At 73.2% G+C, this 26,468-nt stretch carries 25 protein-coding genes and 1 riboswitch; of the genes, 20 read left to right on the top strand and 5 right to left on the bottom strand.

The window, feature by feature from the left end; genetic code table 11:
- Nucleotides 1-109: 109 nt before the first annotated feature.
- The gene (gene trpD, locus AC07B0_RS17280) at nt 110-1,174 is read left to right on the top strand and encodes an anthranilate phosphoribosyltransferase (RefSeq protein ID WP_478898533.1); all 1,065 of its coding nucleotides are present in this window, start codon (nt 110-112) and stop codon (nt 1,172-1,174) included.
- Between the two features lie 85 nt (nt 1,175-1,259).
- Nucleotides 1,260-1,376, top strand: a riboswitch (SAM riboswitch).
- A gap of 217 nt (nt 1,377-1,593) precedes the next feature.
- A complete protein-coding gene (locus AC07B0_RS17275) occupies nt 1,594-2,991 on the top strand; it encodes an aminotransferase class V-fold PLP-dependent enzyme (protein ID WP_478898532.1) in 1,398 nt (465 codons plus the stop codon).
- A gap of 26 nt (nt 2,992-3,017) precedes the next feature.
- Here the strand turns inward: AC07B0_RS17275 and AC07B0_RS17270 are convergent, their stop codons facing one another.
- Both AC07B0_RS17270 and AC07B0_RS17265 read right to left on the bottom strand, forming a co-directional pair.
- On the bottom strand, nt 3,018-3,299 hold the full coding sequence (locus AC07B0_RS17270; protein ID WP_007263678.1) for an Lrp/AsnC family transcriptional regulator: 282 nt from the start codon (nt 3,297-3,299) through the stop codon (nt 3,018-3,020).
- Nucleotides 3,296-4,030 carry a rhomboid family intramembrane serine protease gene (locus tag AC07B0_RS17265; RefSeq protein ID WP_478865520.1) on the bottom strand — a complete coding sequence of 245 codons (735 nt, stop codon included), beginning with the start codon at nt 4,028-4,030 and terminating at the stop codon, nt 3,296-3,298. Before AC07B0_RS17265 ends, AC07B0_RS17270 begins: the two co-directional genes overlap by 4 nt.
- A gap of 112 nt (nt 4,031-4,142) precedes the next feature.
- On the opposite strand from AC07B0_RS17265, the gene AC07B0_RS17260 reads away from it, so the two are divergent.
- The 7 genes from AC07B0_RS17260 to AC07B0_RS17230 all read left to right on the top strand — a co-directional run bounded on the left by AC07B0_RS17260 (nt 4,143) and on the right by AC07B0_RS17230 (nt 12,524).
- Entirely contained in the window at nt 4,143-4,382 is a 240-nt protein-coding gene (locus tag AC07B0_RS17260) for a hypothetical protein (protein WP_249771655.1), read from the top strand.
- A gap of 39 nt (nt 4,383-4,421) precedes the next feature.
- A complete protein-coding gene (locus AC07B0_RS17255; RefSeq protein ID WP_356878847.1) occupies nt 4,422-5,786 on the top strand; it encodes an NYN domain-containing protein in 1,365 nt (454 codons plus the stop codon).
- 254 nt (nt 5,787-6,040) lie between these two features.
- Nucleotides 6,041-7,078 (top strand): C40 family peptidase, encoded by a 1,038-nt coding sequence (locus AC07B0_RS17250; protein WP_356878737.1) that lies wholly within the window; start codon nt 6,041-6,043, stop codon nt 7,076-7,078.
- Between the two features lie 245 nt (nt 7,079-7,323).
- The gene (locus tag AC07B0_RS17245; protein WP_478898531.1) at nt 7,324-8,355 is read left to right on the top strand and encodes a C40 family peptidase; all 1,032 of its coding nucleotides are present in this window, start codon (nt 7,324-7,326) and stop codon (nt 8,353-8,355) included.
- Between the two features lie 35 nt (nt 8,356-8,390).
- Nucleotides 8,391-9,515, top strand: a complete 1,125-nt coding sequence (locus tag AC07B0_RS17240) for a hypothetical protein (RefSeq protein ID WP_478898530.1) — start codon at nt 8,391-8,393, stop codon at nt 9,513-9,515.
- Nucleotides 9,516-9,573: 58 nt separating this feature from the next.
- Nucleotides 9,574-10,716, top strand: coding sequence for a glycosyltransferase family 4 protein (locus AC07B0_RS17235; protein ID WP_356878743.1), 1,143 nt, complete (start codon nt 9,574-9,576; stop codon nt 10,714-10,716).
- 191 nt (nt 10,717-10,907) lie between these two features.
- Nucleotides 10,908-12,524: a GMC oxidoreductase gene (locus AC07B0_RS17230; protein ID WP_356878745.1), complete on the top strand. Its 1,617-nt coding sequence runs from the start codon at nt 10,908-10,910 to the stop codon at nt 12,522-12,524.
- A gap of 70 nt (nt 12,525-12,594) precedes the next feature.
- Here AC07B0_RS17230 and AC07B0_RS17225 read toward each other — a convergent pair whose 3' ends face one another.
- On the bottom strand, nt 12,595-14,391 hold the full coding sequence (locus AC07B0_RS17225; protein ID WP_356878747.1) for an AMP-dependent synthetase/ligase: 1,797 nt from the start codon (nt 14,389-14,391) through the stop codon (nt 12,595-12,597).
- Nucleotides 14,392-14,655: 264 nt separating this feature from the next.
- Here AC07B0_RS17225 and AC07B0_RS17220 point away from each other — a divergent pair, with 264 nt between their 5' ends.
- The 6 genes from AC07B0_RS17220 (at nt 14,656) to AC07B0_RS17195 (ending at nt 19,823) form a co-directional block, all read left to right on the top strand.
- Nucleotides 14,656-15,438 (top strand): metallophosphoesterase family protein, encoded by a 783-nt coding sequence (locus AC07B0_RS17220; RefSeq protein ID WP_469379975.1) that lies wholly within the window; start codon nt 14,656-14,658, stop codon nt 15,436-15,438.
- Nucleotides 15,439-15,552: 114 nt separating this feature from the next.
- Nucleotides 15,553-15,993, top strand: coding sequence for an SRPBCC family protein (locus tag AC07B0_RS17215; protein WP_356878751.1), 441 nt, complete (start codon nt 15,553-15,555; stop codon nt 15,991-15,993).
- Nucleotides 15,994-16,296: 303 nt separating this feature from the next.
- Nucleotides 16,297-17,439, top strand: a complete 1,143-nt coding sequence (locus tag AC07B0_RS17210) for an ArsA family ATPase (RefSeq protein WP_478898529.1) — start codon at nt 16,297-16,299, stop codon at nt 17,437-17,439.
- A gap of 67 nt (nt 17,440-17,506) precedes the next feature.
- Complete coding sequence (locus tag AC07B0_RS17205) at nt 17,507-17,980, top strand: DUF5304 domain-containing protein (protein ID WP_467291048.1); 474 nt, start codon at nt 17,507-17,509, stop codon at nt 17,978-17,980.
- Nucleotides 17,981-18,041: 61 nt separating this feature from the next.
- A complete protein-coding gene (locus AC07B0_RS17200) occupies nt 18,042-18,983 on the top strand; it encodes an ROK family glucokinase (RefSeq protein WP_356878757.1) in 942 nt (313 codons plus the stop codon).
- 69 nt (nt 18,984-19,052) lie between these two features.
- Nucleotides 19,053-19,823, top strand: a complete 771-nt coding sequence (locus AC07B0_RS17195) for an endonuclease/exonuclease/phosphatase family protein (protein ID WP_469379982.1) — start codon at nt 19,053-19,055, stop codon at nt 19,821-19,823.
- A gap of 93 nt (nt 19,824-19,916) precedes the next feature.
- Here the strand turns inward: AC07B0_RS17195 and AC07B0_RS17190 are convergent, their stop codons facing one another.
- A complete protein-coding gene (locus AC07B0_RS17190) occupies nt 19,917-20,519 on the bottom strand; it encodes a hypothetical protein (RefSeq protein ID WP_478898528.1) in 603 nt (200 codons plus the stop codon).
- The gene (locus AC07B0_RS17185; protein WP_356878763.1) at nt 20,512-21,291 is read right to left on the bottom strand and encodes an alpha/beta hydrolase; all 780 of its coding nucleotides are present in this window, start codon (nt 21,289-21,291) and stop codon (nt 20,512-20,514) included. The genes AC07B0_RS17190 and AC07B0_RS17185 overlap by 8 nt, the downstream gene beginning before the upstream one ends.
- Nucleotides 21,292-21,466: 175 nt before the next feature.
- On the opposite strand from AC07B0_RS17185, the gene AC07B0_RS17180 reads away from it, so the two are divergent.
- From AC07B0_RS17180 to AC07B0_RS17160, 5 genes are all read left to right on the top strand, one after another.
- Complete coding sequence (locus AC07B0_RS17180; RefSeq protein ID WP_356878849.1) at nt 21,467-22,216, top strand: lysophospholipid acyltransferase family protein; 750 nt, start codon at nt 21,467-21,469, stop codon at nt 22,214-22,216.
- 38 nt (nt 22,217-22,254) lie between these two features.
- Complete coding sequence (macS, locus tag AC07B0_RS17175; protein ID WP_356878765.1) at nt 22,255-23,466, top strand: MacS family sensor histidine kinase; 1,212 nt, start codon at nt 22,255-22,257, stop codon at nt 23,464-23,466.
- Nucleotides 23,467-23,498: 32 nt separating this feature from the next.
- The gene (locus AC07B0_RS17170; RefSeq protein WP_356878851.1) at nt 23,499-24,143 is read left to right on the top strand and encodes a response regulator transcription factor; all 645 of its coding nucleotides are present in this window, start codon (nt 23,499-23,501) and stop codon (nt 24,141-24,143) included.
- A gap of 189 nt (nt 24,144-24,332) precedes the next feature.
- A complete protein-coding gene (locus tag AC07B0_RS17165; RefSeq protein WP_356878853.1) occupies nt 24,333-25,361 on the top strand; it encodes a 6-phosphofructokinase in 1,029 nt (342 codons plus the stop codon).
- An 89-nt stretch (nt 25,362-25,450) separates the two neighbouring features.
- Nucleotides 25,451-26,449 carry a 2-hydroxyacid dehydrogenase gene (locus AC07B0_RS17160; protein WP_478898527.1) on the top strand — a complete coding sequence of 333 codons (999 nt, stop codon included), beginning with the start codon at nt 25,451-25,453 and terminating at the stop codon, nt 26,447-26,449.
- The last annotated feature ends 19 nt before the right edge of the window (nt 26,450-26,468 follow it).

Below are 26,468 nucleotides of genomic sequence, written 5' to 3'. Positions count from 1 at the left end.
GAGAGCCCCGTCCAGTGTCTGGACGGGGCTCTTTGCCGTCTCCGGGGCTGGATAGGCTGGTCTCCTTCCCATTCCCCCGTGGTATCCCGATGAGCAGCAGGAGCGGACCATGAACGTTGTGACCCCGGCAGGCGGCGACAGCGTGGCGGCCCGTGGCTGGCCGGGCGTCCTCGACGCCCTGCTGACCGGCCGGAACCTCGGTGCGGACGACACCGCCTGGGCGATGGAACGGATCATGCGGGGCGAGGCCACCGACGCGCAGATCGCCGGCTTCGTGGTCGCGCTGCGGGCCAAGGGGGAGACCGTCGCGGAGATCAACGGCATGGTGCGCGCCATGTACGAACACGCCAACCTGATCGAGGTGGCGGGCCGGACGGTGGACATCGTCGGCACCGGCGGCGACGGCGCCAAGACGGTCAACATCTCGACCATGTCGGCGATCGTGGTGGCCGGCACGGGCGCGAAGGTCGTCAAGCACGGCAACCGGGCGGCGTCCTCCGCGAGCGGTTCCTCCGACGTGCTGGAGAAGCTCGGCGTCAACCTCGACCTCACCCCCGCCCGGGTGGTGGAGGTCGTCGAGGAGGCCGGGATCACCCTCTGCTTCGCGGTGAAGTTCCACCCGGCGCTGCGGCACGTGGCGGCCGCCCGCAAGGAGCTGGGCATCCGGACGACCTTCAACTTCCTCGGTCCCCTGACCAACCCGGCCAAGGTGCGGGCCCAGGCGACGGGCGTGGCCGATCCGCGGGTGGCCCCCATCATGGCGGGGGTGCTGGCCGAGCGGGGCTCGTCCGCGCTGGTGTTCCGCGGCGACGACGGCCTCGACGAGCTGACCACCACGGCCACCTCGCGCGTGTGGTGGGTCCGGGACGGTTCGGTGACCGAGTCGACGTTCGACCCGCGCGACATCGGGATCCCGCTCGTCGACGTGTCGCAGCTGCGGGGCGAGGACGCCTCGTACAACGCCGATGTGGCCCGCCGGCTGCTGGCGGGCGAGAGCGGCCCCGTCCGTGACGCCGTACTGCTGAACTCGGCCGCCGCCCTGGTCGCGCTGGACCCGGGGACGGGCTCCCTGGAGGAGCAGCTCGCGGCCGGCGTGACCCGGGCGGCCGAGTCCATCGACTCGGGTGCGGCGCGGGCCGCCCTGGACCGCTGGGTGGCCGCCAGCAACGCCTGAGCCCCACCCGTTTCGGCCAAGACCCCGGTCCGCATCGTGGACCGGGGTCTTGCGCACGGGAGATCGTGTGGCAGGATTCTGCCCAGGTCACGAGTGACAGCGTTTAGGCCCCGGCTTGCTGTCCGGCAACCCTCCTTCCGTGGCGGGGTGCCCCGGGTGATGACCAGGCCGTAGGCAGCGAGGTCTACGGCAAGCGCGGATCCCTCGACACCAGGGGTCCTGGTCTCTCGAGGAGCGTTTTCCGTGAGCAAGCGAATGCGATAGGGCGACTCCGCCCCCACTTCACCCCTCGGACCGGGTCCGCTTCCGTGCGCCCCGCGTCACTCCGAGGGCTTTCCCGTACCCCGGACGGCCGCAGAGCCGTACCCGCGTACGGGCACACCGAAGCCATTCAGCCCTGCCTGCCGGGAGATACCGCCATGTCCGCATCCCTGAACACCGCCGCCGCCACCGCCGCCACCGACGCCGCCACCGCCGGGGGCCCCGCCTGTGCCGAGCCGCTGGCCGTGCTCGGCCGGGACGTCACCGTCCCGCTCGTGACCGGCGGTGAGGTCACCTACGCCGCCCTGGACTACGCGGCCAGCGCCCCCGCGCTCCAGCGGGTCTGGGACGACGTGGCCGCGTACGCCCCGTACTACGGCAGCGTCCACCGCGGCGCCGGCTACCTCTCGCAGCTGTCCACGGACCTCTTCGAGCAGAGCCGGGTCACGGTCGCCGAGTTCCTCGACTGCCGGCCCTCGGACCAGGTGGTCTTCACCCGGTCCACCACCGACTCCCTCAACCTGCTCGCCGCGGTCCTCCCGGCCGGCTGCCAGGTCTTCGTCTTCGAGACCGAGCACCACGCCTCGCTGCTGCCCTGGACGGACGCGCGGGTCACCTACCTCAACGCCCCCCGCACCCCCGGCGAGGCCGTCGCCACCCTGGAGCGGGCCCTGGCCGACCGCGACCCGTACGGCCCCGCGCTGGTCTGCGTCACCGGCGCGTCCAACGTCACCGGTGAGCTGTGGCCCGTGAAGGAGCTCGCCGCCGCCGCGCACGCCCACGGTGCGCGGATCGTCCTCGACGCCGCCCAGCTGGCCCCGCACCACCCCGTCTCCGTCCGCGACCTGGACGTGGACTGGGTCGCCTTCTCCGGCCACAAGCTCTACGCCCCCTTCGGCTCGGGCGTGCTCGCCGGCCGCGCGGACTGGCTCCAGGAGGCCGACCCGTACCTGGCCGGCGGAGGCGCCTCCCGCAAGGTGGCCCGCCGCGAGGACGGCGGCGTCGACGTCGAGTGGCACACCACCGCCGCCCGCCACGAGGCCGGCTCCCCGAACGTCATCGGCGTCTACTCCATCGCCTCCGCCTGCAAGGCCCTCACCGAGGCGGGCTTCGACGGCCTTGTCGCCCGGGAGCGCCACCTCATCGCCACGGTCCGCGAGGGCCTGGCCGAGGTCCCGGCGGTCCGCGTCCTGTCCCTCTTCGGGGACGACGCCCCGCGCGTCGGCGTCATCTCGTTCGTGGTCGACGGCTGGAACAGTTCGCACTTCGCGGCCGCCCTGTCCGCCGAGTACGGCATCGGGGTGCGCGACGGACTCTTCTGCGCCCACCCGCTGGTGCGCACGCTGCTGGGCAGCGAGCCGCAGGAGCCGGGGGAGTGCGGTGCCCCCGAGGCGGCGCCGGGGGAGCGTTCGCTGAACGCCATCCGCGTCAGCTTCGGCGCCGGCACCCCCGACGAGCACGTGGAGCGCTTCGTCCGCGCGGTGCGGGAACTCGTCGCGGACGGCGCCAAGTGGCAGTACCGCACCGAAGAGGGCCGCTGCGTCCCGGCCGTCTGACGGCCGGCACCAGCGGCCGGCGGGCGCTACGCGTCGAGGCCGATCGCGAACGCCGCTTCCAGGTCGTGCTGGGAGTAGGTGCGGAACGCGACGTGCGTGTCCGTCGCCTCGACGCCCGGGATCTTGCTGATGCGGCCCGGGATGATGTCCGCGAGGTTCTCGTGGCGGGCCACGCGGACCAGCGCGATCAGGTCGTACGTTCCCGTGACGGAGTAGACCTCGCTGACGCTGTCCAGCTGCGCGATGGACTCGGCGATCTCGGGGATGCGGTCCACGCTGGTCTTGATGAGCACGATCGCGGTGATCACGGTTGGCTGTCTCCCTCGCCGGCAGTCACTGGTCGCCTCACTCTAGTCGTACGCCGATAACGGGCCCACGCGTAGAGGAAGCCGAGCGAGAAGCCCACCACGTGGGCCAGGTAGGCGACTCCGGGGCCGCTCCCCGCGCGGTGCGCCGCCAGCCACTGGAGCCCGAACCAGAAGAGCAGCACGATCCACGCGGGGAAGCGCAGCGGCAGGAACAGCAGGAACGGGAACAGGCTCGTCACCCGGGCCTGCGGGAACAGGCACAGGAAGGCGCCCAGGACCGCCGAGATCGCGCCGGACGCCCCGACCAGGGTCTGGTCCGAGGACGCGTTGGCCGCCGCGTACGCGGCCAGGGCGAGGTATCCCGTGCAGACGTAGAAGACGAGGAAGGGCGCGCGGCCCATCCGCTCCTCCGTCATCGCCCCGAACACGTAGAGGAACAGCATGTTCCCCAGCAGGTGCAGCCAGCTGCCGTGGACGAAGAGCGCCGTCAGCGGGGTGAACAGGGGCCGTCCCGCCCCGGAGAAGAGCTCGTCCGGGACCACGCCCCAGTGCCGGAAGTACGCCGTCCCCGTCACCAGCAGCCGCTCGCCCGTCCCGTAGGACGGGTTCAGGCCCGAGGCGGGGCTGAGGACGAACGCCACGCAGCAGCCGGCGATCAGCGCGTACGTGACCACCGGGCCCCGGGCGGCCTCGCGGACGGTCCGCCACCTTACGATCATGCGACAGAGCATGACGCAGGTGAGCCCCCCTGAGGGTGGTGCCAGGCCGTAGGGTTACGTGCTGCGGTCCGCGGACCGCAGCACGGGCTTTAATTGAATGAGCTACGAAGGAGAGAGCGGCCTGATGACGGTTCCCCTGCCGACCGACACCACCCGGTGGCGCTGCACCCTGTGCGGCAACCTCACGCGGTTCGACGTCACCCGTTCGTCGAAGGTCGTGGAGTACGTCCACCTGGACCTCGCCGGGGAGCCCAAGGTCGAGGAGCGCGAGGTGGTCAGTGAGACCATCGAGTCGGTCCGCTGCCGCTGGTGCAACGCGGTGGACCAGATCGAACTCGTGGACAGGCCGGGCGCCGACTCCTGACGGAGCCGGGCCCACAGTAGATCACGGTAGGGGTGACGGATTGTGGAGCCAGCAAGCGGCGCTGAGCCGGCCGACGAGGCCGGCGACGCCGCCGAGGCGCTCGACCGCCCGCTGCCGGAAGGCGTGCGGCGCCGGGTCGTCGCGCTCGTCTCGGACGCCTTCGGCGGACTGACGGTCGCGGACCTCCCGGCGCAGCTGCGCCAGTACGCCCGGTTCACCCCGACCCGGCGCGCCAAGTTCGCGGGCAACGCCATGGCCGCGGCCGTGGAGACGGACGGCGTGTTCCGCAGCAGGGTCGCGGAGAAGCTGCGCGAGGCGCAGCCGGAGCTGGCCGGGGCGCTGGAGTCGGGGGCGCCGCCCGCCGCGGCCGACCCGCTGGACGTGGCGGCCGCCGCGTACGTGCTGCGGCCGGCCGGCTGGGTCAAGCTGGTCGCGTCCGCGGGCGAGGAGGCGCAGCGCGCCGACGCCGAGCGGGTGGGCGACGAGACCCGGCGCGAGCTGGAGCGGCTGCGCGAGGAGCTGGCGCAGGTACGGGAACTGCAGCGGGCGGGCGGCGAGCAGGTGCGCGCCGAGCTCGAAGCGGCCCGCAAGGAAGCGGAATCGCTTCAGCGCAAACTGCGCAGCGCCCTGAGCGACGTCAAGCGGGGCGAGGCCGCCCTGCGCAAGGTGGGCGCCGAGATCGACGGGATCCGCGGGGAGGCCGCCGCGCAGGTGGCGGCCGCCGAGAGCGAGTCCCGGCGGCTCAAGTCCCGCCTCGCGGAGGTGGAGTCGGCGCTGGAGACCTCGCGCCGGGCCACCCGTGAGGGGCGCAGCATCGAGGACATGCGGCTGCGGCTGCTGCTGGACACCGTCCTGGACGCGGCGGCCGGGCTGCGGCGCGAGCTGGCGCTGCCGCCCGTGAACACCCGCCCGGCGGACACCGTGGACGCGGTGGAGCCGGGCCGGATGACGCCGAAGGACATCGCGGCGCGGGCCCTGTCGGAGACCGATCCGGCGCTGCTGGACCAGCTGTTGGCGCTGCCCCAGGCCCATCTGGTGGTCGACGGCTACAACGTGACCAAGACCGGCTATCCGACGATGCCGCTGGAGAAGCAGCGGCTGCGGCTGCTGGGCGGGCTGTCGATGCTGGCCGCGCAGACCGGCGCCGAGATGACCTGCGTCTTCGACGGGGCGGAGCTCGCGGCGCCGGTGCTGCTCGCGCCGCCGCGCGGGGTGCGGGTGCTGTTCTCCAAGGCCGGGGTGACGGCGGACGAGCTGATCCGCCAGCTGGTACGGGCCGAGCCGCCGGGCCGCCCGGTGGTCGTGGTCTCCACCGACCGGGAGGTGGCGGACGGGGTCGCGAAGGCGGGAGCCCGGCCGGTGACGTCCGCATTGCTGCTGAAGCGGCTTTCGCGCGTTTCGTAACCACTGCCCCCGATGCCGGAATTAACGGGGCGCTAGGGGGACGCACCGTCAGTCCCCCGGCACGCTGCGTGGGCCGTAGGTAAAGATGCGGGCAGGGCAAGGGGTTTTTCCGTGCAGACGTTTGAAGTGATCACCGGCGTGTCACTAGGGTCTGCTCACACCTTCGTGCGATAGGTCACCCATTCGGGGTGTCGGCGGAGGTGCCCGCCGGGCGTGCGTTCCCCCTCGGCGGTCCGAGGAAGGAGCTCGCCCCCGTGGCGTCCCACCGTCGACCCAAGCAGCCGACCCGCACGCGCGTGACGGTGCTCACCGCGACCGCCGCGGCGGCCGTCGCCCTCTCCTCGCACTCGGCCGTGGCCGCCCCGGACAAACCGAACAAGGACGAGGTCAAGACCAAGGTCGACGGCCTCTACGAGGAGGCCGAGCAGGCCACCGAGAAGTTCAACGGGGCCAAGGAGCGCCAGGAGAAGCTGGAGAAGGAGATCGGGCAGCTCCAGGACCAGGTCGCCCGCGGCCAGGACGAGCTCAACACCCTGCGCAACACGCTCGGTTCGATGGCCACCGCCCAGTACCGCGGCGGCGGCTTCGACCAGTCCGTGGAACTCTTCCTCTCCGCCGACCCCGAGACCTACCTCGACAAGGCCTCCACGCTCCAGCAGTTGAGCGGCAAGCAGGTCGACGCCATCGGCAAGATCCAGGCCAAGCAGCGCACCCTCGCGCAGCAGCGCCAGGAGGCCGCGGGCAAGCTCGCCGACCTCGACGCCACCCGCAAGGAGCTCGGCGAGAAGAAGAAGGCCTCCCAGGACAAGCTCGCCGAGGCCCAGGCCCTCCTCAACACGCTGACCGCGCAGGACCGCGCACAGCTCAAGGACGAGGAGGCCAAGGCCGGCCGGGCCGGCCGCAGCGAGGCCGAACGCTCCCCCGTCGCCCCGCCCGCGAACGCATCCGGCCGGGCCGGCGCCGCGCTCGCCGCCGCCAAGACCAAGGTGGGCAGCGCCTACATCTCCGGCGCGGAGGGCCCCAGCGCCTTCGACTGCTCCGGGCTGGTGCAGTGGGCGTACAAGCAGGCCGGGGTCTCCGTCACCCGCACCACCTACACCCAGGCGAACGAGGGCACCCGCATCAGCCGGAGCCAGCTCCAGCCCGGTGACCTCGTCTTCTTCTACGGCGACCTGCACCACGTCGGCCTGTACGCGGGCAACAACATGACCCTGCACGCCTCCAACCCGCGCGGCGGCGTCAAGTACGAGTCGATCGACAACATGCCCTTCCAGTTCGGCGTCCGCATCTGACCCCTCCCGCTCCCCTCCGGGACGCGCCCGCGCACCGCCCATCCGGGCGAATTCACGGGCCCCGCTCTGACCGCACGCCCCGCCCATGACCTGCGTCTGAGGCGGGGCGTCGGCGTGCCGGCCCGTCGGCGGTCGTTGGCCGGTGCGTGGTCGCGCGGCTACTGTCTGCCAGCGCGGAACCCCGGCACACGGCCGTCCACGGGGGGCGGACCCGGGCCCCGCGCAGCGGAAGGGAGCGGTTCCACGTGGCGTCCCATCGCCGGCCCGGGCTCACCAGCCCCGCCCGGAACACCAAGGTCACCGTTTTCACCGCCGCGGCGGCCACCGCCGCCGTAGCCATGACGGGCGCACCCGCCGGCGCGGCCCCGCAGGAGCCCTCGGGTTCCCGGGCCCAGGTCGACCGGCTCTTCGAGGAGGCCGAGCAGGCCACCGAGCAGTTCAACGAGGCCGGGGAGAAGGCCGACCGGCTCCGGGCCGAGATCGGCCGGGCCCAGGACGCGGTGGCCCGCGGCCAGGACCGGATCAACACCATGCGCGGGGTCCTCGCGACCTTCGCCGGAGCCCAGTACCGCTCCGGCGGCCTCGACCCCACCGTCGAGCTGATGCTGTCGGAGGACCCCGACGACTACCTCGACAAGGCCGCCGTCCTGAGCCGGCTCAGCGGCCGCCAGGCCCGCCAGCTGGGCGAACTCCGCGAGGAACAGCGCCGCATCGGCCAGCAGCGCCAGGAGGCCTCCCACAAGCTCGCCGAACTCGACTCCCTGCGCGCGGACGTGGCCCGGCACAAGCGCTCCGTCACAGCGAAGCTCGCCGCCGCCCGCCGCCTCCTCAACGCGATGCCCTCCGGGGAGCGGGCCGACTTCGAGCGGGCCTCGCGCTCCGGCGGCCGGCCCGGCGCGCCGCCCGAGCCGCCCGCCTCCGGCCACGCCTCGGGCCGGGCCATGACCGCCGTGATGGCCGCCCGCGCCGCCGTGGGGCGCCCGTACGTGTGGGGCTCCACCGGCCCCTCCGGCTTCGACTGCTCCGGGCTGATGGTGTGGTCGTACCGGCAGGCGGGCGTGGCCCTGCCGCGCACCTCCCAGGCCCAGCGGCACGCAGGCCGGCAGGTCCCGCTCTCGCAGGCACAGCCCGGGGACCTCGTCACGTACCGCTCGGACGCCAGCCACGTCGGCATGTACGTCGGCAACGGGCAGGTCGTCCACGCCCCCTACCCGGGGGCGCGGGTGCGCTACGACCCGGTCGGGATGATGCCGGTGTCCTCGGTGACCCGGCCGTAGGACGCCCCGGCCGGCCCGGTGCGTACGATCGGCCGGTGAGCCCCCTGCGCCGTGCCGTCGTCCGCCTCCTGCTGCCGTGCCTGCTCGCGGTCGCCGGGTGCACGGCGCCCGCCCCGGCCGGCGCCCCCGAGCGCGAGGTCCGGCGGGCCGTCGCCGACTGGTCCGCGGCACCGCCCGCACGGCTCGCCGGGATCCCGCTGGAGGGCTGGTCCTACGAGGTCACCTCGGTCCGGCGGGACGGCGTACGGGCCCACGCGCGGGCCCGGCTGCGCTACGCCCTCGCCGGCTACGACACCGCCCCCGCCGAGGCGGACCGCGAGGTGGAGCTGACCCGGGGCGCGGCCGGCTGGCGGGTCGACGGCGACCGGCCCGCGCCCGGGGCCCCGCCGCAGCTGTGGGACCAGGGCGACCCGGCCGTGGCCCGGGGCGCGCACGCGCTCGTGCTCGGCGTCGGACAGAGCCCGCAGACCCTGTCGGGCATCGCGCAGGAGGCCGACCGGGCCGTGCCCGCGGTGAGCGCCGCCTGGCCCGGGACATGGGCGGGCCGGGTGGTGGTGCTGGTCCCGGGGACCCTCGACGCGATGGCCGCGCTGCTGGGCCGGCCCGCCGACGCCTACCGGGGCATGGGGGCCGTCACCACGGGCCGCACCGGCCCCGGACCGGCCCCCGCCGACCGGGTCGTCGTCAACCCGGAGGGGTACGCGCAGCTTTCCGGGCAGGGGCGGCGGATCGTCCTGACCCACGAGACCACCCACGTCGCGACCCGCGCCGCCACCACCGCGAGGACCCCGCTGTGGCTGTCGGAAGGCTTCGCGGACTGGGCGGCGTACCGGGGCGGCGGCCCGCCCCCGGCCGAGGCCGCGCCCGCCCTCGGCCGGGCCGTGCGGCGCGGCGAGCTGCCCGCCGGGCTCCCGTCGGACGGGGACTTCGCCTTCGGCGGCGACCCGGACGCGCTGGCCCGGGCGTACGAGGGCGCCTGGCTGGCCTGCCGGCTCATCGCCGGCAAGTGGGGCGAGGCCACGCTCGTCGACCTGTACGAACGGGCCGGACGCGAACCGCTGCCGACCGCCCTCGCGGACACGGTCGGCGGGGACCTGGCGGGCCTGACCACCGCCTGGCGGGCGGCACTGCGCACGGAGCTCGGCGGCACCACCGGCTAGTGCCGTGGCCCCGGCGTCCCGGCGGTCGCCCCGGCCGCGTCCGGTACTTTGGCCGGTGATGCACAAGACGCTGATCGTGACCAACGACTTCCCCCCGCGCCCGGGCGGCATCCAGGCCTTCCTGCACAACATGGCGCTGCGGCTGGACCCCGACCGGATCGTGGTCTACGCCTCCACCTGGAAGCACGGCGAGGAAGGCCGCGCCGCCACCGCCGCCTTCGACGCGGAGCAGCCGTTCCGGGTGGTGCGCGACCGTACGACGATGCTGCTGCCGACCCCCCGGGTGACCCGCCGGGCGGTGGGCCTGCTGCGCGAACACGGCTGCGAGTCCGTGTGGTTCGGGGCGGCGGCCCCGCTGGGCCTGATGGGCCCGGCGCTGCGCCGCGCCGGCGCGCGCCGGCTGGTCGCCACCACGCACGGGCACGAGGCCGGCTGGGCGCAGCTCCCGGCGGCGCGGCAGCTGCTGCGGCGCATCGGCGAGGGCACGGACACGCTGACCTACCTGGGGGAGTACACGCGCTCGCGGATCGCCTCGGCGGTGACCGACCGGGCGGCGGCGCGGATGGTCCAGCTCCCGCCGGGGGTGGACGAGAAGACCTTCCACCCGGGGTCGGGCGGGGCCGAGGTGCGGGCCCGGCTGGGCCTGACCGACCGGCCGGTGGTGGTGTGCGTCTCGCGGCTGGTCCCGCGCAAGGGGCAGGACACCCTGATCGAGGCGATGCCCCGGATCCTGGCGTCGGTGCCGGACGCGGTGCTGCTGATCGTGGGCGGCGGGCCGTACGAGGCGGACCTGCGCGCACTCGCGGAGTCGACCGGGGTCGCCGGATCGGTGGTCTTCACCGGGGCCGTGCCGTGGGCCGAACTTCCGGCCCACTACGGGGCGGGCGACGTGTTCGCGATGCCGTGCCGGACCCGGCGCGGCGGTCTGGACGTCGAGGGACTCGGCATCGTCTACCTGGAGGCCTCCGCGACGGGCCTGCCGGTGGTCGCCGGCGACTCCGGCGGGGCCCCGGACGCGGTGCTGGACGGGGAGACGGGCTGGGTGGTCCGCGGCGGCTCCGCCGAGGACGCGGCGGACCGGATCACGGCCCTGCTCCGGGACCCGGAACTGCGCCGCCGCATGGGGGAGCGGGGCCGGGCCTGGGTCGAGGAGAAGTGGCGGTGGGACCTCCTGGCGGAACGGCTGCGCGAGCTGCTGTGACCGCGGCGGGCGGGCCCCCTTTCCGCGCGGAGGGGGATTATCGCCCCTGGGGGCCCCGGCGCGGGCGGAGTCCGGCGAACCGGGCGGGCTCCACCGGGGTCCGCATACGGTCGAGCCATGTCTGACTGTCACTCAGAAGCGTGTCAGTGCGGGTTATGGCCGGTTGGGCGCAATCCGCTCATGATGCGGCCATGACACCAAACCTGACGCGTCGTCATGTTCTGGGGCTCGGCGCCCTCCAGACCGCCGCCGCGCTCGGCTTCACCCGCATCGGACTCTCCTCCGCCGCGGCCGCCGAGCCGCCGCCCGCGCGGTACGCCCCCGCGATCGTCGTCGGCTCCGGCTACGGATCCGCCGTCGCCGCCCTGCGCCTCGGGCAGGCGGGCGTACGCACCGTCGTCCTCGAAATGGGGCGGCTGTGGGACACCCCCGGCCCCGACGGCAAGGTCTTCCCGGCCACCTCGGCGCCCGACCACCGCTCCATGTGGTTCCGCACCCGCACCGAGGCCCCGCTCGCCCAGTTCCTCTGGCTCGACGTGGTCAACCGCGACATCAGCCCGTACCCCGGCGTCCTGGACCGGGTGAACTACGGGGCCATGTCCGTGTACGTGGGCCGCGGCGTGGGCGGCGGCTCCCTCGTCAACGGGGGCATGGCGCCGACCCCGCGCCGCTCGTACTTCTCCGAGGTGCTGCCCCAGGTCGACGCCGACGAGATGTACGGCACCTACTACCCGCGCGCCCGCGCCATGCTCGGCGTCAACGACATCGACCCCGCCTGGTTCGAGTCCACCGAGTGGTACCGCTTCGCCCGGACCTCCCGCAAGCACGCCCACAACACCGGCCTGAAGACCGTGTTCGTGCCCAACGTCTACGACTTCGCCTACATGAAGCGCGAGGCCGCCGGCACCGCCACCCGCTCCGCGCTCGCGGGCGAGGTCATCTACGGCAACAACCACGGCAAGAAGAGCGTCGACAAGACCTACCTCGCCGCCGCCCTCGGCACCGGCAACGTCACCATCGAGACCATGCAGCGCGTGGTCGGCGTACGCCCCGACCCGGCGGGCGGCTACGTCCTCACGGTCCGCACCAGCGACCTCACCGGCCGCGTCACCCAGGTGCGCGAGCTCGGCTGCCGGCAGCTCTTCCTCGGCGCCGGCAGCCTCGGCACCACCGAGATCCTGCTGCGCGCCCGCGAGACCGGCACCCTGCCCGCGCTGAACGACCAGGTCGGTCTCGGCTGGGGACCCAACGGCAACGTCATGACGGCCCGCGCCAACCACATCTGGGACACCGTCGGCGCCAACCAGGCCACCATGCCCGCCCTCGGCATCGACGACTGGGACAACGCCGCCAACCCGGTCTTCGCCGAGATCGCCCCGCTGCCCATGGGCTTCGAGCACTGGATCTCGATGTACCTCGCCATCACCAGGAACCCGGAGCGCGGGCACTTCACGTACGACGCCGCCAGTGACTCCGCGAAGCTCCAGTGGAGACGGGAGCAGAACGCCCCGTCCGTGAACGCGGCCAAGAACCTCTTCGACCGCATCAACCGCAGGAACGTCACCGTCTACCGGCACGACCTCTTCGGCGGCAACCGGGCCTTCGCCGACGACTTCACCTACCACCCGCTGGGCGGCTGCGTCCTCGGCCGGGCCACGGACGACCACGGCCGCGCCAAGGGCTACCAGGGCCTGTACGTCGTCGACGGCTCGCTGGTGCCCGGCTCGCTCGGGGTGAACCCGTTCGTGACCATCACGGCCCTCGCGGAACGGAACATGGCGCGGATCCTCGCCGAGGACCCGCGCTAGTGCCGCGACCCGGCGAACCTTCCCGGCCACGGCACTAGTGCCGTGACCGTCAGCCCCGGTACGGGTTCCGTCAGCTCCGGTACAGGGACTCGATCTCGTCCGCGAAGTCCTTCGCCACCACGTTCCGCTTGAGCTTCAGCGACGGCGTGATGTGGCCCGACTCCTCCGTGAACTGGGAGGGCAGAATGCGGAATTTCCGCACCGATTCCGCCTTGGAAACCGCCGCGTTGCCGTCGTCCACGGCCTGCTGGACGGCGGCGATCAGGTCCGCGTCCTCACGCAGCTCCGCCGCCGTCACGCCCGCCGGCTTGCCGTGCTCCGCGGCCCAGCGGCCGAGGAACTCCTCGTCGATGGTGACCAGTGCGGCCACGAACGGCCGGGCGTCGCCGACCACCATGCACTCCGCGACCAGCGCGTGCGCACGGATCCGGTCCTCGATCACGGCGGGGGCGACGTTCTTGCCGCCCGCCGTGACGATGAGTTCCTTCTTGCGGCCGGTGATCGTGAGGTAGCCGTCCTCGTCGAGGGTGCCGACGTCGCCCGTGTGGAACCAGCCGTCGGTCAGCGCCTCGGCGGTCGCCGCCTCGTTCTTCCAGTACCCGGTGAAGATCTGCTCGCCGTGCAGCAGCACCTCGCCGTCGTCCGCGATGCGCACCACGGAACCCGGCATGGGCTGGCCGACCGTACCGATCTTCTGCTTGTCCCACGGGTTGAAGGTGGTGGCCGCGCAGGACTCGGTCAGGCCGTAGCCCTCCAGCACCGTGAAGCCGATGCCGCGGAAGAAGTGCCCGAGCCGCTCGCCCAGCGGGGCGCCGCCGGAGATCGCGTACTCGCCGCGCCCGCCGAGGACCGCGTGCAGCTTGCTGTAGACGAGCTTCGAGAACAGCTTGTGCTTGAGCTTCAGCCCGAAGGACGGCCCGCGCGGGGTGTCCAGCGCCCGGCTGTACGCGATCGCCGTCTCGGCCGCCGCGTCGAAGATCTTGCCCTTGCCGTCGGCCTGCGCCTTGGCGCGCGCCGAGTTGTAGACCTTCTCGAAGACGCGCGGCACGCCGAGGATCAGCGTCGGCCGGAACGACTGCAGCTCGTCGGTCAGGTTCTTGATGTCCGGTACGCAGCCCAGCCGGATCGGCGCCAGCACGGCCGCGACCTCCACCAGGCGCCCGAAGACGTGCGCGGCCGGGAGGAACAGCAGCACCGAACACTCGCCGGTCTTGAACAGCGGCTTCAGCCGCTCGACCGCGTTCCCGCACTCGGCGAAGAAGTTGCGGTGGGACAGCACGCAGCCCTTGGGGCGGCCGGTGGTGCCCGAGGTGTAGACGATGGTCGCCGGGTCGTCGGCGTTCGCCAGACCGCTGCGCTCGTCGACCTCCGCGTCGGTGACGCCGGCGCCCGCGTCCTTCAGCGCCTGGAGCGCGCCCTGCTCGATCTCCCAGACCTCGCGCAGCTCCGGCAGGCGGTCGCGCAGCGAGGTGACGGCCTTGGTGTGGCCGGGGCTCTCGACGATCGCGGCGACGGCGCCGGAGTCGCCGAGGATCCACTGGATCTGCTCGGGGGAGCTGGTCTCGTACACGGGGACGGTGACCGCGCCCGCGCTCCAGATCGCGAAGTCGATCAGCACCCACTCGTAGCGGGTGCGGGAGATCAGGGCGACGCGGTCGCCGGGCCGGACGCCCGCCGCGATCAGCCCCTTGGCGGCGGCGCGCACCTCGGCGAGGAACTCCGTCGCGGTCACGTCCTGCCACCGGCCGTCGGCCTTGCGGCTCATGACGGCAGTGTCGGGATGCTGAGCGGCGTTGCGGCGGATGAGATCCGTCAGGTTCCCGTCCGACGGGACCTCGTACAGAGCCGGAAGGCTGAACTCGCGCAAGACTGCTGCTCCTCTGGGCGCCATCGCCACCGTGTGGACCGACCGGACGTTACCCACCGGTAGTGGGTTCCGGATAGAGGGAACCGGCCAGATGTTCCGTGCGTCACATTCTGTACATCGTCAGACATTGCCAGTACGCCGTACGCCCGCTAACGGCGATGCCGACACTAGTCGACCCTGTTTGCGACTAGGAAGTAACCGCAGGTCCGGCAGGCTTCCAGGGCTGCTCTACCCGTCCGGGCCGGTCCCCCCTAGGGTGGCGGCATGGGTGGCAGCAAGAGTCGTACGCGGGTCCACGTCGTCAGCGACGTCCACGGCAACGCCGAAGCGCTCGCACGGGCCAAGGACGGCGCCGACGCGCTGATCTGCCTCGGTGACCTGGTGCTCTTCCTCGACTACGCCGACCACTCGCGCGGCATCTTCCCCGACCTCTTCGGCATCGAGAACGCCCACCGGATCGTCGCACTGCGCACGGCGCGCAGGTTCGCGGAGGCACGCGATTTCGGCCGCCGGCTGTGGGAAGGCCTGGACCGGGACCGGCTGATCGAGGACGCCGTACGGCGCCAGTACGCCCAGATGTTCGCCGCGTTCCCCGCCCCGACGTACGCCACCTACGGCAACGTCGACGTCCCGGCCCTCTGGCCGGAGTACGCGGGACCCGGCACGACCGTCCTCGACGGCCAGCGCGTGGAGATCGGCGGCCGGGTCTTCGGCTTCGTCGGCGGCGGACTGCCGTCCCCGATGCGCACGCCGTACGAGGTCGACGAGGAGGAGTACGCCGCCAAGGTGGAGGCGCTGGGCGAGGTGGACGTGCTGTGCTCGCACATCCCGCCCGAGGTCCCCGAGCTCTGCTACGACACCGTGGCCCGCCGCTTCGAGCGGGGCAGCGAGGCCCTGCTGGCGGCGATCCGCCGGACCAGGCCGCGGTACGCGCTGTTCGGGCACGTCCACCAGCCGCTGGCGCGGCGCATGCGGATCGGCGGCACGGAATGCGTGAACGTCGGCCACTTCGCGGCGACCGGGCGGCCGTGGGCCCTGGAATGGTGACGGCGGGGTGACGGGAGGTGCTGGAGTGGCCGCACCCACACGCGCGGTAGCCTTCACGCGGCGGCCGGAGGCCTCCCGCACACTTGTCGAATACTCCCCGGAGGAGCGACCGCGATGGCGGAACACACCAGCTCGAGCATCACGATCGAGGCCTCGCCGGCCGACGTCATGGCCGTGATCGCCGACTTCGCCCGCTACCCCGAGTGGACCGGCGAGGTGAAGGAGGCCGAGGTGCTCGCCACCGACGCCGAGGGCCGCGCCGAGAAGGTGCGGCTGCTGCTCGACGCCGGCGCGATCAAGGACGACCACACCCTCGCGTACGCCTGGAAGGGCTCCGACGAGGTCAGCTGGACGCTGGACAAGTCCCAGATGCTGCGGCAGCTGGACGGCTCGTACCGGCTGGCTCCGCTGGACGGCGGCCGCCGCACGGAGGTCACCTACCAGCTGACCGTGGACGTCAAGATCCCGATGCTCGGCATGATCAAGCGCAAGGCGGAGAAGGTCATCATCGACCGCGCGCTGGCGGGCCTGAAGAAGCGCGTCGAATCCACCTGACCCCCCGGGGCGACCCCACCCCCGAACGGCGCGGAGCACCACCCAGCCCCGTGAGCGGCCGACCCCGCTGAGCGGTGGGCCCCTCCGGGCGGTACCCGGTCCCTCCGGGTGGCCGGCTTCTCCGGGCGGGACAGGCCCCCCTGGGCGGCGCCCTGCCCTCCGGGCGGCCGGCCCCTCTGCGTGGTGGCCGGATCCCGGGGCGGTGCCCGGTCGCTCCGGGTGGGGCCGGCCTCCCCGGGCGGGCCCGGACCCCTCGGGCGGTGCCCGTCCCGTGAGGCCCGGTGGTACGTACGAAGGAGAACCATGCCCCGCACCCTGCTGATCACCGGCCCCGGAGGGGCGGGGCGGACCACCGTCGCCGCCGCCACCGCGCTCGCCGCGGCCCGCGCCGGGCAGCGGGTGGTCCTGGTGTCCGGGGACCCCGCGGCAGACCCCGGCCCCGTGCCCGGGCTGCGGTTCGCCGGGATCGACTCCGGCGCGGAGTTCCGTACCGAGCTCGTCGCCCTCCAGGAGCGCGGCGCCGCCCTCATCGGCATGCTCGGCGGCCGCCCGCTCGGCGCCGAGGAACTCACCGAACTGCCCGGCGCCGAACAGTTCGCCCTGCTCCGCGCCCTGCGCCGGGCCGCCACCGCACCCGCCACCGACCTCGTCGTCGTGGACATGCCCCCGCTGCACCAGACCGTCACCACCCTCGGCCTCCCCGCCCAGCTGCGCCGCTACCTCGCCCGGCTGCTGCCCGCCGAACGGCAGGCGGCCCGCGCCCTGCGCCCCGTACTGGCCCAGCTGGCCGGCGTCCCGATGCCCGCCCAGTGGCTGTACGAGGCCGCCGCCCGCTGGGACGAGGAGCTCGCCGCCGTCCAGGCCGTCATCGAGGCGGACACCACCGCGGTCCGGGTCGTCGCCGAACCCGGACCCGCCGCCGACGCCGCCCTGCGCACCGGCCTGCTCGGGCTCGCCCTGCTCCGGCTGCCCGTCGCCGACCTGGTCGCCAACCGGCTCGTACCGCGGGACTCCGCCGACCCGTGGGTGGCCGGCATCGCCGCCCGGCAGGAGGCGTTCCGCACCGCGTGGAGCAAGGACCTGCCCGTCGTCGGCCTGCCCCACCCCGGCCGGGAACCGCAGGGCCCCGAGGACCTGGCCGCCCTCGCCGCCGCCGGCCCGCTCGCCCCGGAGGCCGCCCCCGGCCGGCCCCACTGGGCCGTCGAGGACCGGCGCGCCGAGGACGGGGTGCTCGTCTGGGCGGTGCCGCTGCCCCGGGCCGTCAAGAGCGAGCTGGACCTGGTCCGGCGCGGGGACGAGCTGCTCCTCGCGGTGGGCCCCTACCGCAGGATCGTTCCGCTGCCCTCCGCGCTGCGCCGCTGCACCGTCTCCGGCGCCGCCCTCGCCGACGGCGTGCTCCGCGTCCGCTTCACCCCGGACCCGCAGCTGTGGCCCCGGGCGCACTGATCCCCGTACCGCCGTTCGGGTAAGGTCGAAGGTGGCTGCACCGTACGCCCCGCAAGGAGAGTCCGCGATGAGCGAGACCGCCGACCGCCCCACCGACGACGACGCCTGGGCGAAGGCCTGCGAGGAGGACCTCGCCGCCGAGCGGGAGCGCCGCCGCGCCGGACGGGACGGCGCGGGAGCCGGCACCGGGACCGCCGCCGAGGAACTGTTCAAGCTCTTCGAGGCCGTGGCCGACAAGGTCTCCTCCCTGAACAACCCGCTCGTCGGAGCCGTCGCCCAGGACGCCGTGCGCCAGTTCGTCAGCCAGGCCAAGACGGCCGCGAAGCCCGTCATCGAACGCAACCCCGAGGTCTTCGACCACCTCGCGGCCGCCGGTTCGGAACTCCTCGCCGCCTACCGCTCGGCCGTCGAGGGCCACGAGCGCCGCTGGACGCGCGACGAGCCGCCCGCCGGACCCGCCCCCCGAACGGACGGCGCCCCCGGTCACGGCCCCGACGAGGGCCCCGAAGCCGGCCCGGCCGAGCGGATCGATCTCGACTGATCCTCCGCCCGCCTCGGGTACGGTGGGCCCTGGCGGGGTTTGACCGGAAACCGAGGGACTAATGGGACTCACCATCGGCGTCGACATCGGCGGCACGAAGATCGCGGCCGGCGTGGTCGACGAAGAGGGCACCATCCTTGAGACGTACAAGGTGCCCACCCCGCCGACCGCGGACGGGGTGACGGAGGCCATCTGCGCCGCCGTCGCCGAAGTCAGCAGCAGCCACACCATCGAAGCCGTCGGCATCGGCGCCGCCGGATACGTGGACGACAAGCGCGCCACCGTGCTCTTCGCCCCGAACATCCACTGGCGGCACGAGCCCCTCAAGGACAAGGTCGAGCAGCGCATCGGCCTCCCCGTCGTCGTCGAGAACGACGCGAACTGCGCGGCCTGGGGCGAGTACCGCTTCGGCGCCGGCCAGGGCCACGAGGACGTCATCTGCATCACGCTCGGCACGGGCCTGGGCGGCGGCATCATCATCGGCAACAAGCTGCGGCGCGGACGCTTCGGCGTCGCGGCCGAATTCGGCCACATCCGGGTCGTCCCCGACGGCCTGCTGTGCGGCTGCGGCAGCCAGGGCTGCTGGGAGCAGTACGCCTCCGGCCGCGCCCTCGTCCGCTACGCCAGGCAGCGCGCCAACGCCACCCCGGAGAACGCGACGATCCTCCTCGGCCTCGGCGACGGCACCCCCGAGGGCATCGAGGGCAAGCACATCAGCCAGGCCGCCCGCCAGGGCGACCTGGTGGCCGTCGACTCCTTCCGCGAGCTCGCCCGTTGGGCCGGCGCGGGCCTGGCCGACCTGGCCTCCCTCTTCGACCCGTCGGCGTTCATCGTCGGCGGCGGCGTCTCGGACGAGGGCGACCTCGTCCTCGACCCGATCCGCAAGTCCTTCAAGCGCTGGCTGATCGGCGGCGCCTGGCGTCCGCACGCGCAGGTGCTGGCCGCGCAGCTCGGCGGCAAGGCCGGACTCGTCGGCGCGGCCGACCTGGCCCGCCAGGGCTGACCCGCCCTTTGCCGTGACCGCCCGCCGCGCCCCTTGGGGGAGCGGCGGGCGGCTGCGTATGTTGCGGGCATGGACCCGACGCCGCCCCTGCCGCCCAAGTCCCTTACGGAGCCCGACGGTTCCGCCGTCATCCGGGTACTCAGCTACAACATCCGCTCACTGCGCGACGACGAGGACGCCCTCGCCCGGGTGATCCGGGCCTGCGAGCCGGACCTGGTCCTCGCCCAGGAGGCCCCGCGGTTCTTCCGCTGGCGCAAGCACGCCGCCCGGCTGGCCGCGAAGAGCGACCTCGTGGTCCTCGGCGGCGGAGCGACGGCCGCCGGGCCGCTGCTGCTGTGCTCGCTGCGGGCCTTCGTGGAACGCACCGAGGACGTGCTGCTCCCGCTCACCCCCGGCCGGCACCGGCGCGGCTTCGCCACGGCGGTGGTCCGCTTCGGGACGGTCCGCCTCGGGGTGATCAGCGCCCACCTGTCCCTGGACCGGGAGGAACGGGCGGGGCAGACGCAGATGCTGCTGGACCGCGTCGCCTCGACGGACGCCCCGTACGTGATCGCCGGCGGCGACGTGAACGAGACCCCGGACGGGGCCGCCTTCGGCCGCCTGGCCGGAGCCCTCCAGGACTGCTGGACGGTCGCCCCCTGGGGCGGGGAGCACACCTTCCCGGCCGCGGCGCCGGGCGGCCCGGACCGGCGCATCGACGCGGTCTTCGCCTCGCGGGGCGTGGAGGTCCTGTCCTGCGGGGTCCCGTCCGGGCTGCCGGGGGTGACGCGGTCCGACCTGGGCGCGGCCACCGACCACCTCCCGGTCCTGGCCGTACTCCGCCTCCCGGCGACGCCGTAGCGCCGGCGCCCACGCACGGCGCCCCGGAACCCGGCGGTGGGCCGGGGTCCGGGGCGCGGGCGCCGCGGTTTCCGGGGGAGGCGGGCGGGGCGGTCAGACCACCGCGCCGCGGCCCGGGTCGTCGTCCTCGTCGTCGTCGCCCTGCGACATGCGGGCCACCAGCGTGGCGAAGCCGCCCAGGAAGCCGCCGATGCCCAGGGTGGTCAGCCACCAGGTCATGTCCCACTGGAACAGCACCGCCAGGAGCAGCAGCACCGGGCCGCCGATCACGGCCAGCCACGCGAACTTCGTCGTCGTGTCCGCGGGCGGAAGCTCCGGCTCCGGCGGGACGAAGTGACCTTCCTCCGCCGGACTCAGGTCATCGTCCCCGGGCTCGGCCGGCGTGTGGTCCCGGGGACCCGTGCCCGCCCCGCCCATGCCCACGCCGGGGGCGAAGACCACCGAACTGCCCAGCGCCGGCGCGGGATCCGCATCGGCGCCCTTGCCCTGGTCGGCGCCCTTGCCCTGGTCCGCGTCGGGCGCGGCCGGAGCCGGCTTCACGTCCTCCTCGGGCAGCATCAGGTTCTCGATCGGCCGGAACGGCCTGGCGCCGGGCGGGTCCGGCGGCTCCTGCCCGTACCCGGCGACGATCGCGGCCCACGCCGCCTCCTCGTCCAGCGGGGGAACGCCCCCGGACGACTCCTCGTGCTCAGCCACCGCTGGCCGCCCCCTCCCTGCCGACGCTCTCCGCGAGCCGGCCGACGAACGCGAAACTGTCCGCGAAGATCCGCTCCGCGTCATGGTCCAACGTCGCGACGTGGTAGCTCTGTTCCAGCAGGGTCTCGGTGACGTCTGTGGAGGACACCCGGGCCAGGATGCGCGCCGAGTCCACGGGCGGCACGACGTGGTCCTGCGGGCTGTGCAGCAGCAGGACGGGCTGCGTGACCTGCGGCAGCTCGGCGTCCACCAGCTGGAAGAACTTCCGCAGCGAGTGCGCGGCCCGGGTCGGGACGCGGTCGTAGCCGACCTCGACCGAGCCGGGCTTGGCGATGTCGCTGGCGATGCCCGGCGTGGAGCGGATGAAGTGCTTGGCCACCGGCAGGGCGACGGCGAGCGGGTCGTGCACCTTGTTGGCGGGGTTGACGAGGACGATGCCGCTGATCGCGTCCCCGTGCTTGGCCGCCAGCCGCAGCGTCAGCGCGCCGCCCATCGACAGCCCGAAGACGAAGACCCGCTCGCAGGAGTCCAGCAGCTCCCGCAGCGCGCGGTCGACCTCCGCGTACCAGTCCTGCCAGCCCGTGAGCTGCATGTCCTGCCAGCGCGTCCCGTGCCCGGGCAGCAGCGGCAGCGACACGGTCAGTCCGCGCTCGGCCAGATACTCGGCCCAGGGGCGGAGCGACTGCGGCGAACCGGTGAAGCCGTGGCAGAGAAGCACGCCGACCTCTCCGCCCTCGTGGCGGAACGGCTCTGCTCCAGGGAGGACGGGCACCAGAGTCTCCTTGTCGATCAGGATGCGCGGGGGTACGGGGAGGGTTGCGCTGTGTGACTTCACCGTACGCGACCGGGGTGGCACCGACCAGGGTCGTCGGGCCGCTCCGGGCGGAGCCAGGAGATAAGGTCTGTTCGACAGACACAGGAAGGCTTTCGAGTTGATCTACGGCGCAATGAAGTTCTCCATCGGCGGGTCCCTGAAGCTCGCCTTCAGGCCCTGGGTGGAGGGCCTCGAGAACATTCCCGCGGAGGGGCCGGCGATCCTCGCGAGCAACCACCTGTCCTTCTCGGACTCCTTCTTCCTTCCGGCCGTGCTGGACCGGAAGGTCACCTTCATCGCGAAGGCGGAGTACTTCACCTCCCCCGGGGTCAAGGGCAAGCTGACGGCCGCCTTCTTCAAGGGCGTCGGGCAGCTTCCGGTGGACCGCTCCGGAGCGCGCGGTGCGGGCGAGGCCGCGATCAAGAGCGGCATCGACGTCATCGAACGCGGGGAGCTGTTCGGTATCTACCCCGAGGGGACCCGTTCACCCGACGGCCGGCTCTACCGGGGCAAGCCCGGCGGCCTGGCCCGGGTGGCGCTCGCCACCGGTGCCCCCGTCATCCCGGTGGCGATGATCGACACGGAGAAGATCCAGCCGCCCGGCAAGGTGGTCCCGAAGCTGATGCGTCCGGGCATCCGGATCGGCAAGCCGCTCGACTTCAGCCGCTACCACGGCATGGACGGCGACCGGTTCATCCTCCGCTCGGTGACCGACGAGGTCATGTACGAGATCATGAAGCTTTCCGGCCAGGAGTACGTCGACATCTACGCGACGGCCGCCAAGCGCCAGATCGCCGACGCCGAGAAGGCCGCCAAGGCCGAAAAGGCCGACAAGGCCGACAGGGCCGACAAGGGCGAGCAGCGGGACCAGGCCGCGGAGTAGGCGGGCGGCGGACGTACCGTCCGCGGGGGGTGGGGGAGATGGCGAAGCGCGAGCGCGTCGTACGCATGTCGGTCGAACAGCCGCTGTGGCGCGCCCTGACGGCCTACCGGCTGCTCACCATGGTCTACGCGGTGGGGCTGTTCGCCTTCTCCTACGAGAAGTTCGACCGGCCCCGGGTCGCGATCGGCTACTTCGTCCTCCTCGCGGTCTGGACGCTGGCCACCCACTCCAAGGTCGCGAACGCGGCCAGCTGCACGAAGCGCTTCCTCGGCGCCGACCTCACCGTCGCGCTGACCGGAATCCTCCTCACCCCGCTCGCCGACACCCACGAGCGGATCGTGGGGGGCGGCCCGACCCTGCCGAGCATCTGGACCGCGGGCTCGGTCCTCGCCTTCGCCATCAAGGGCGGCTGGCGCTGGGCCGGGTTCGCCTCGTCGTTCGTGGCCGCCGCCAACATCGTCGTCCACGGCGGCGACCCCACCCGCGACACCCTGCACAACGTCCTGCTGGTGTGGGTCGCGTCCATCGCCATCGGCTACGTCGTCGAGGTCGCCCGGGCCAGCGAGGCGACCCTCGCCCGCGCCCTGGAGATCGAGGCGGCCACCCGCGAGCGCGAGCGCCTCGCCCGTGACATCCACGACGGGGTCCTCCAGGTCCTCGCCATGGTCCAGCGGCGCGGCACCGAACTGGGCGGCGAGGCCGCCGAACTGGGCCGCATGGCGGGGGAGCAGGAGGTGGCGCTGCGCACGCTGGTCTCCAGCGGGCTCGTCCACCCGTCCCGGGTCTCCCGCGACGAGTCGCTCGGCGCGCTCGTGGACACGTACGAGGTCGACGAGGCCGACGGCGACACGGGCGAGCTGGACCTGCGGTCGCTCCTCGCCCCGCACGCCGGGTCCAAGGTGAGCTTCGCCGAGCCGGGCACCCCGGTGATGCTGCGGGTGCCCGCGGCCCGGGAGCTGGCCGCCGCGGTCGCGGCCGCCCTGGACAACGTGCGCAAGCACGCCGGGGACGGCGCCCGCGCCTGGATCCTGGTGGAGGACTGGGGTGACGAGGTGATCGTCACCGTCCGGGACGACGGCCCCGGCATCCCGTCCGGGCGGCTCGACCAGGCGGAGGGCGAGGGCAGGATGGGCGTGGCCCTGTCCATCCGGGGCCGGCTGCGCGACCTCGGCGGCAGCGCCGAGCTGGTGTCCGTCCCCGGACAGGGCACCGAAGTGGAACTGAAAGTACCGAGGGGGAGCACCCAGTGAACGAGCCCAACGAGCTCCAGGACATCAAGGTGATGGTCGTCGACGACCACCCGATGTGGCGGGACGCGGTCGCGCGCGACCTGGCCGCCGCGGGCTTCGACGTCGTGGCCACCGCCGGGGACGGGCCGGAGGCGGTGCGCCGGGCCCGCGCCGCCGCCCCGCAGGTACTGGTCCTCGACCTCAACCTGCCGGGCATGCCCGGGGTCCAGGTCTGCAAGGAGCTCGTCGGCGCCGATCCCGCGCTGCGCGTGCTCGTCCTGTCGGCCAGCGGGGAGCACGCGGACGTCCTGGAGGCGGTGAAGTCCGGTGCGACCGGCTACCTGCTGAAGTCCGCCGGCGCCCAGGAGCTCATCGACGCGGTCCGCCGCACGGCCGCCGGCGACCCGGTGTTCACCCCCGGCCTGGCCGGCCTCGTCCTCGGCGAGTACCGGCGCCTGGCCACCGACCCCGCGCCGGCCGCCGCCGACGAGCCCAAGGCCCCGCAGCTGACCGACCGGGAGACCGAGGTCCTACGGCTGGTGGCCAAGGGGCTCTCGTACAAGCAGATCGCGGAACGCCTGGTCATCTCCCACCGCACGGTGCAGAACCACGTGCAGAACACCCTCGGCAAGCTCCAGCTGCACAACCGGGTGGAGCTCGTCCGCTACGCCATAGAGCGCGGCCTCGACGACGCCTGACCTGGCCACGCCCGGCCGGGCCTGTGGGGCCGTACCCGCCGAACCGGGTGTCGAAGGTCGTACTTACTTCCTCGTACGAGTGAACCGGTGTACGCAACGCCCCGTAATTCCACCGGAATTGACCCCTCCTGGTCCCTTGCTGTGACCTGAGTCACCACTAGCGTGACCGTCATGGCGAAGGGAGATTCCATGAAGGTCGGAGTGCTCACGGGCGGCGGCGACTGCCCCGGACTCAACGCGGTGATCAGGGCCGTCGTCCGCAAGGGCGTGCAGGAGTACGACTACGGGTTCGTCGGGTTCAAGGACGGCTGGCGCGGAGCGGTCGAGGGCGACACCGTCCCGCTCGACATCCCGGCGGTCCGCGGGATCCTGCCCCGGGGCGGCACCGTCCTCGGCTCCTCGCGCACCAACCCGTTCAAGACGGAGAACGGCGTGCGCTCCATCAAGGAGAACCTCGCCAAGTTCGAGGTCGACGCCCTCATCGCGATCGGCGGCGAGGACACCCTGGGCGTCGCCGCCAAGCTGTACGAGGAGTACGGCATTCCGTGCGTCGGCGTGCCCAAGACCATCGACAACGACCTGTCGGCCACCGACTACACCTTCGGCTTCGACACGGCCGTCGGCATCGCCACCGAGGCCATCGACCGGCTGCACACCACCGCCGAGTCCCACATGCGGGTCCTGGTCGTCGAGGTGATGGGCCGGCACGCGGGCTGGATCGCCCTGCACTCGGGCCTGGCGGGCGGCGCCAACGTCATCCTCATCCCGGAGCAGCGCTTCGACATGGACAAGGTCTGCGCCTGGGTCACCTCCCGCTTCAAGGCGAGCTACGCCCCGATCGTGGTCGTCGCGGAGGGCGCGGTGCCGACCGACGGCGAACTCGTGCTCAAGGACGCCACCACCGACTCCTTCGGGCACGTCCGCCTGTCGGGAGTCGGCGAATGGCTGGCCAAGGAGATCGAGGCGCGGACCGGCAAGGAGGCCCGTACGACGGTCCTCGGGCACATCCAGCGCGGCGGCACGCCCAGCGCCTTCGACCGCTGGCTGGCCACCCGCTTCGGGCTGCACGCCATCGACGCGGTGCGGGACGGGGACTTCGGCAAGATGGTCGCGCTCAAGGGCACGGACATCGTCCGGGTGCCGATCGCCGAGGCCACGTCGAAGCTGAAGACGGTGGACCCGGCGCTCTACGAGGAGGTCGGCGTCTTCTTCGGCTGAGCCCCCGGCCGGGCTGCCGGGCAGGGGCCGACCGTGGGTCGTATCGTGACGAAACGACCCATGGTCCGCCCTACCGCACGGGAGTACGCGTGGAGATCCTGGCCTTCGGAGTGACCGCCGACGAGAAGCCGCTCCTGGAGCGCGCCTTCCGCGGAGGGCACGAGGTCCGCTGCCTCGACGTCTTCCTGAGCGAGGACACCGCGCCCATCGCCGCCGGGTACGAGATCGTCTCCTCCAGCGTGAACGCCGACCTGAACGCCCGGGTGCTGCACGTCCTGGCCGCCGGCGGGACCAGGATGATCGCCCAGCGCTCGACCGGCTTCAACAACATCGACCTGGACGTGGCCCGGCGGCTCGGCATGACCGTCGGCCGGGTCTCGTACTACTCGCCCTACTCCGTCGCCGAGTTCGCCTGGACCCTGGCGATGGCCGTGAACCGGCGGATCGTCCGGGCCTCGATCCGCACCCGGGACTTCGACTTCCGTCTGAACGGGCTCATGGGCCGCGACATGCGCGGCCGCACCGTCGGCGTCCTCGGCACCGGCAAGATCGGCGAGGCCTTCACCCGGATCGCGCACGGCTTCGGGATGAACCTCCTCGGCTGGGACGTCGCCGAGAACCCGGCCTGCACGGAACTGGGCATGAAGTACGTGGACAAGGAGGAACTGTTCGCCTCCTCGGACCTGATCAGCCTCCACGTGCCCCTGCTGGAGTCCACGCACCACCTCGTCGACTCGGCCGCCCTGAAGGCGATGCGTGACGACGCGATCCTGGTGAACTCCAGCCGCGGCGGACTGATCGACACGGAAGCCCTGGTCACGGAGCTGCGCGCGGGCCGTTTCACGGGGGTCGGCCTGGACGTGTACGAGGCGGAGGCCGGGGTCTTCTTCCTCGACAAGTCCCTGGAGGCCGTCGAGGACGACACCCTGGCCCGCCTCGTCACGTTCCCCCACGTGGTCGTCACCTCCCACCAGGCGTACTACACGAGCGACGCGGTCGGCCAGATCATCGAGGCCACCGTCCGGAACGTGGCCGACTACCTGGCCGGCCGCCGCTCCGAGAACACCCTCGTGCCCGGCCCCGCCTGACCCCCGCCCGGCCCGCGCC

Source organism: Streptomyces sp. NPDC044704 (assembly GCF_056433525.1).
The sequence above is the reverse complement of the archived record's forward strand: the minus strand, read 5'-3'. Positions and strand labels throughout refer to the sequence as shown.

Coding starts and splice junctions, on each gene's coding strand:
- trpD (WP_478898533.1), top strand. CDS start 110: ATGAACGTTGTGACCCCGGCAGGCGGCGACAGCGTGGCGGCCCGTGGC.
- AC07B0_RS17275 (WP_478898532.1), top strand. CDS start 1,594: ATGTCCGCATCCCTGAACACCGCCGCCGCCACCGCCGCCACCGACGCC.
- AC07B0_RS17265 (WP_478865520.1), bottom strand. CDS start 4,030: ATGCTCTGTCGCATGATCGTAAGGTGGCGGACCGTCCGCGAGGCCGCC.
- AC07B0_RS17260 (WP_249771655.1), top strand. CDS start 4,143: ATGACGGTTCCCCTGCCGACCGACACCACCCGGTGGCGCTGCACCCTG.
- AC07B0_RS17235 (WP_356878743.1), top strand. CDS start 9,574: ATGCACAAGACGCTGATCGTGACCAACGACTTCCCCCCGCGCCCGGGC.
- AC07B0_RS17230 (WP_356878745.1), top strand. CDS start 10,908: ATGACACCAAACCTGACGCGTCGTCATGTTCTGGGGCTCGGCGCCCTC.
- AC07B0_RS17220 (WP_469379975.1), top strand. CDS start 14,656: ATGGGTGGCAGCAAGAGTCGTACGCGGGTCCACGTCGTCAGCGACGTC.
- AC07B0_RS17215 (WP_356878751.1), top strand. CDS start 15,553: ATGGCGGAACACACCAGCTCGAGCATCACGATCGAGGCCTCGCCGGCC.
- AC07B0_RS17210 (WP_478898529.1), top strand. CDS start 16,297: ATGCCCCGCACCCTGCTGATCACCGGCCCCGGAGGGGCGGGGCGGACC.
- AC07B0_RS17205 (WP_467291048.1), top strand. CDS start 17,507: ATGAGCGAGACCGCCGACCGCCCCACCGACGACGACGCCTGGGCGAAG.
- AC07B0_RS17200 (WP_356878757.1), top strand. CDS start 18,042: ATGGGACTCACCATCGGCGTCGACATCGGCGGCACGAAGATCGCGGCC.
- AC07B0_RS17195 (WP_469379982.1), top strand. CDS start 19,053: ATGGACCCGACGCCGCCCCTGCCGCCCAAGTCCCTTACGGAGCCCGAC.
- AC07B0_RS17180 (WP_356878849.1), top strand. CDS start 21,467: ATGAAGTTCTCCATCGGCGGGTCCCTGAAGCTCGCCTTCAGGCCCTGG.
- macS (WP_356878765.1), top strand. CDS start 22,255: ATGGCGAAGCGCGAGCGCGTCGTACGCATGTCGGTCGAACAGCCGCTG.
- AC07B0_RS17170 (WP_356878851.1), top strand. CDS start 23,499: ATGGTCGTCGACGACCACCCGATGTGGCGGGACGCGGTCGCGCGCGAC.
- AC07B0_RS17165 (WP_356878853.1), top strand. CDS start 24,333: ATGAAGGTCGGAGTGCTCACGGGCGGCGGCGACTGCCCCGGACTCAAC.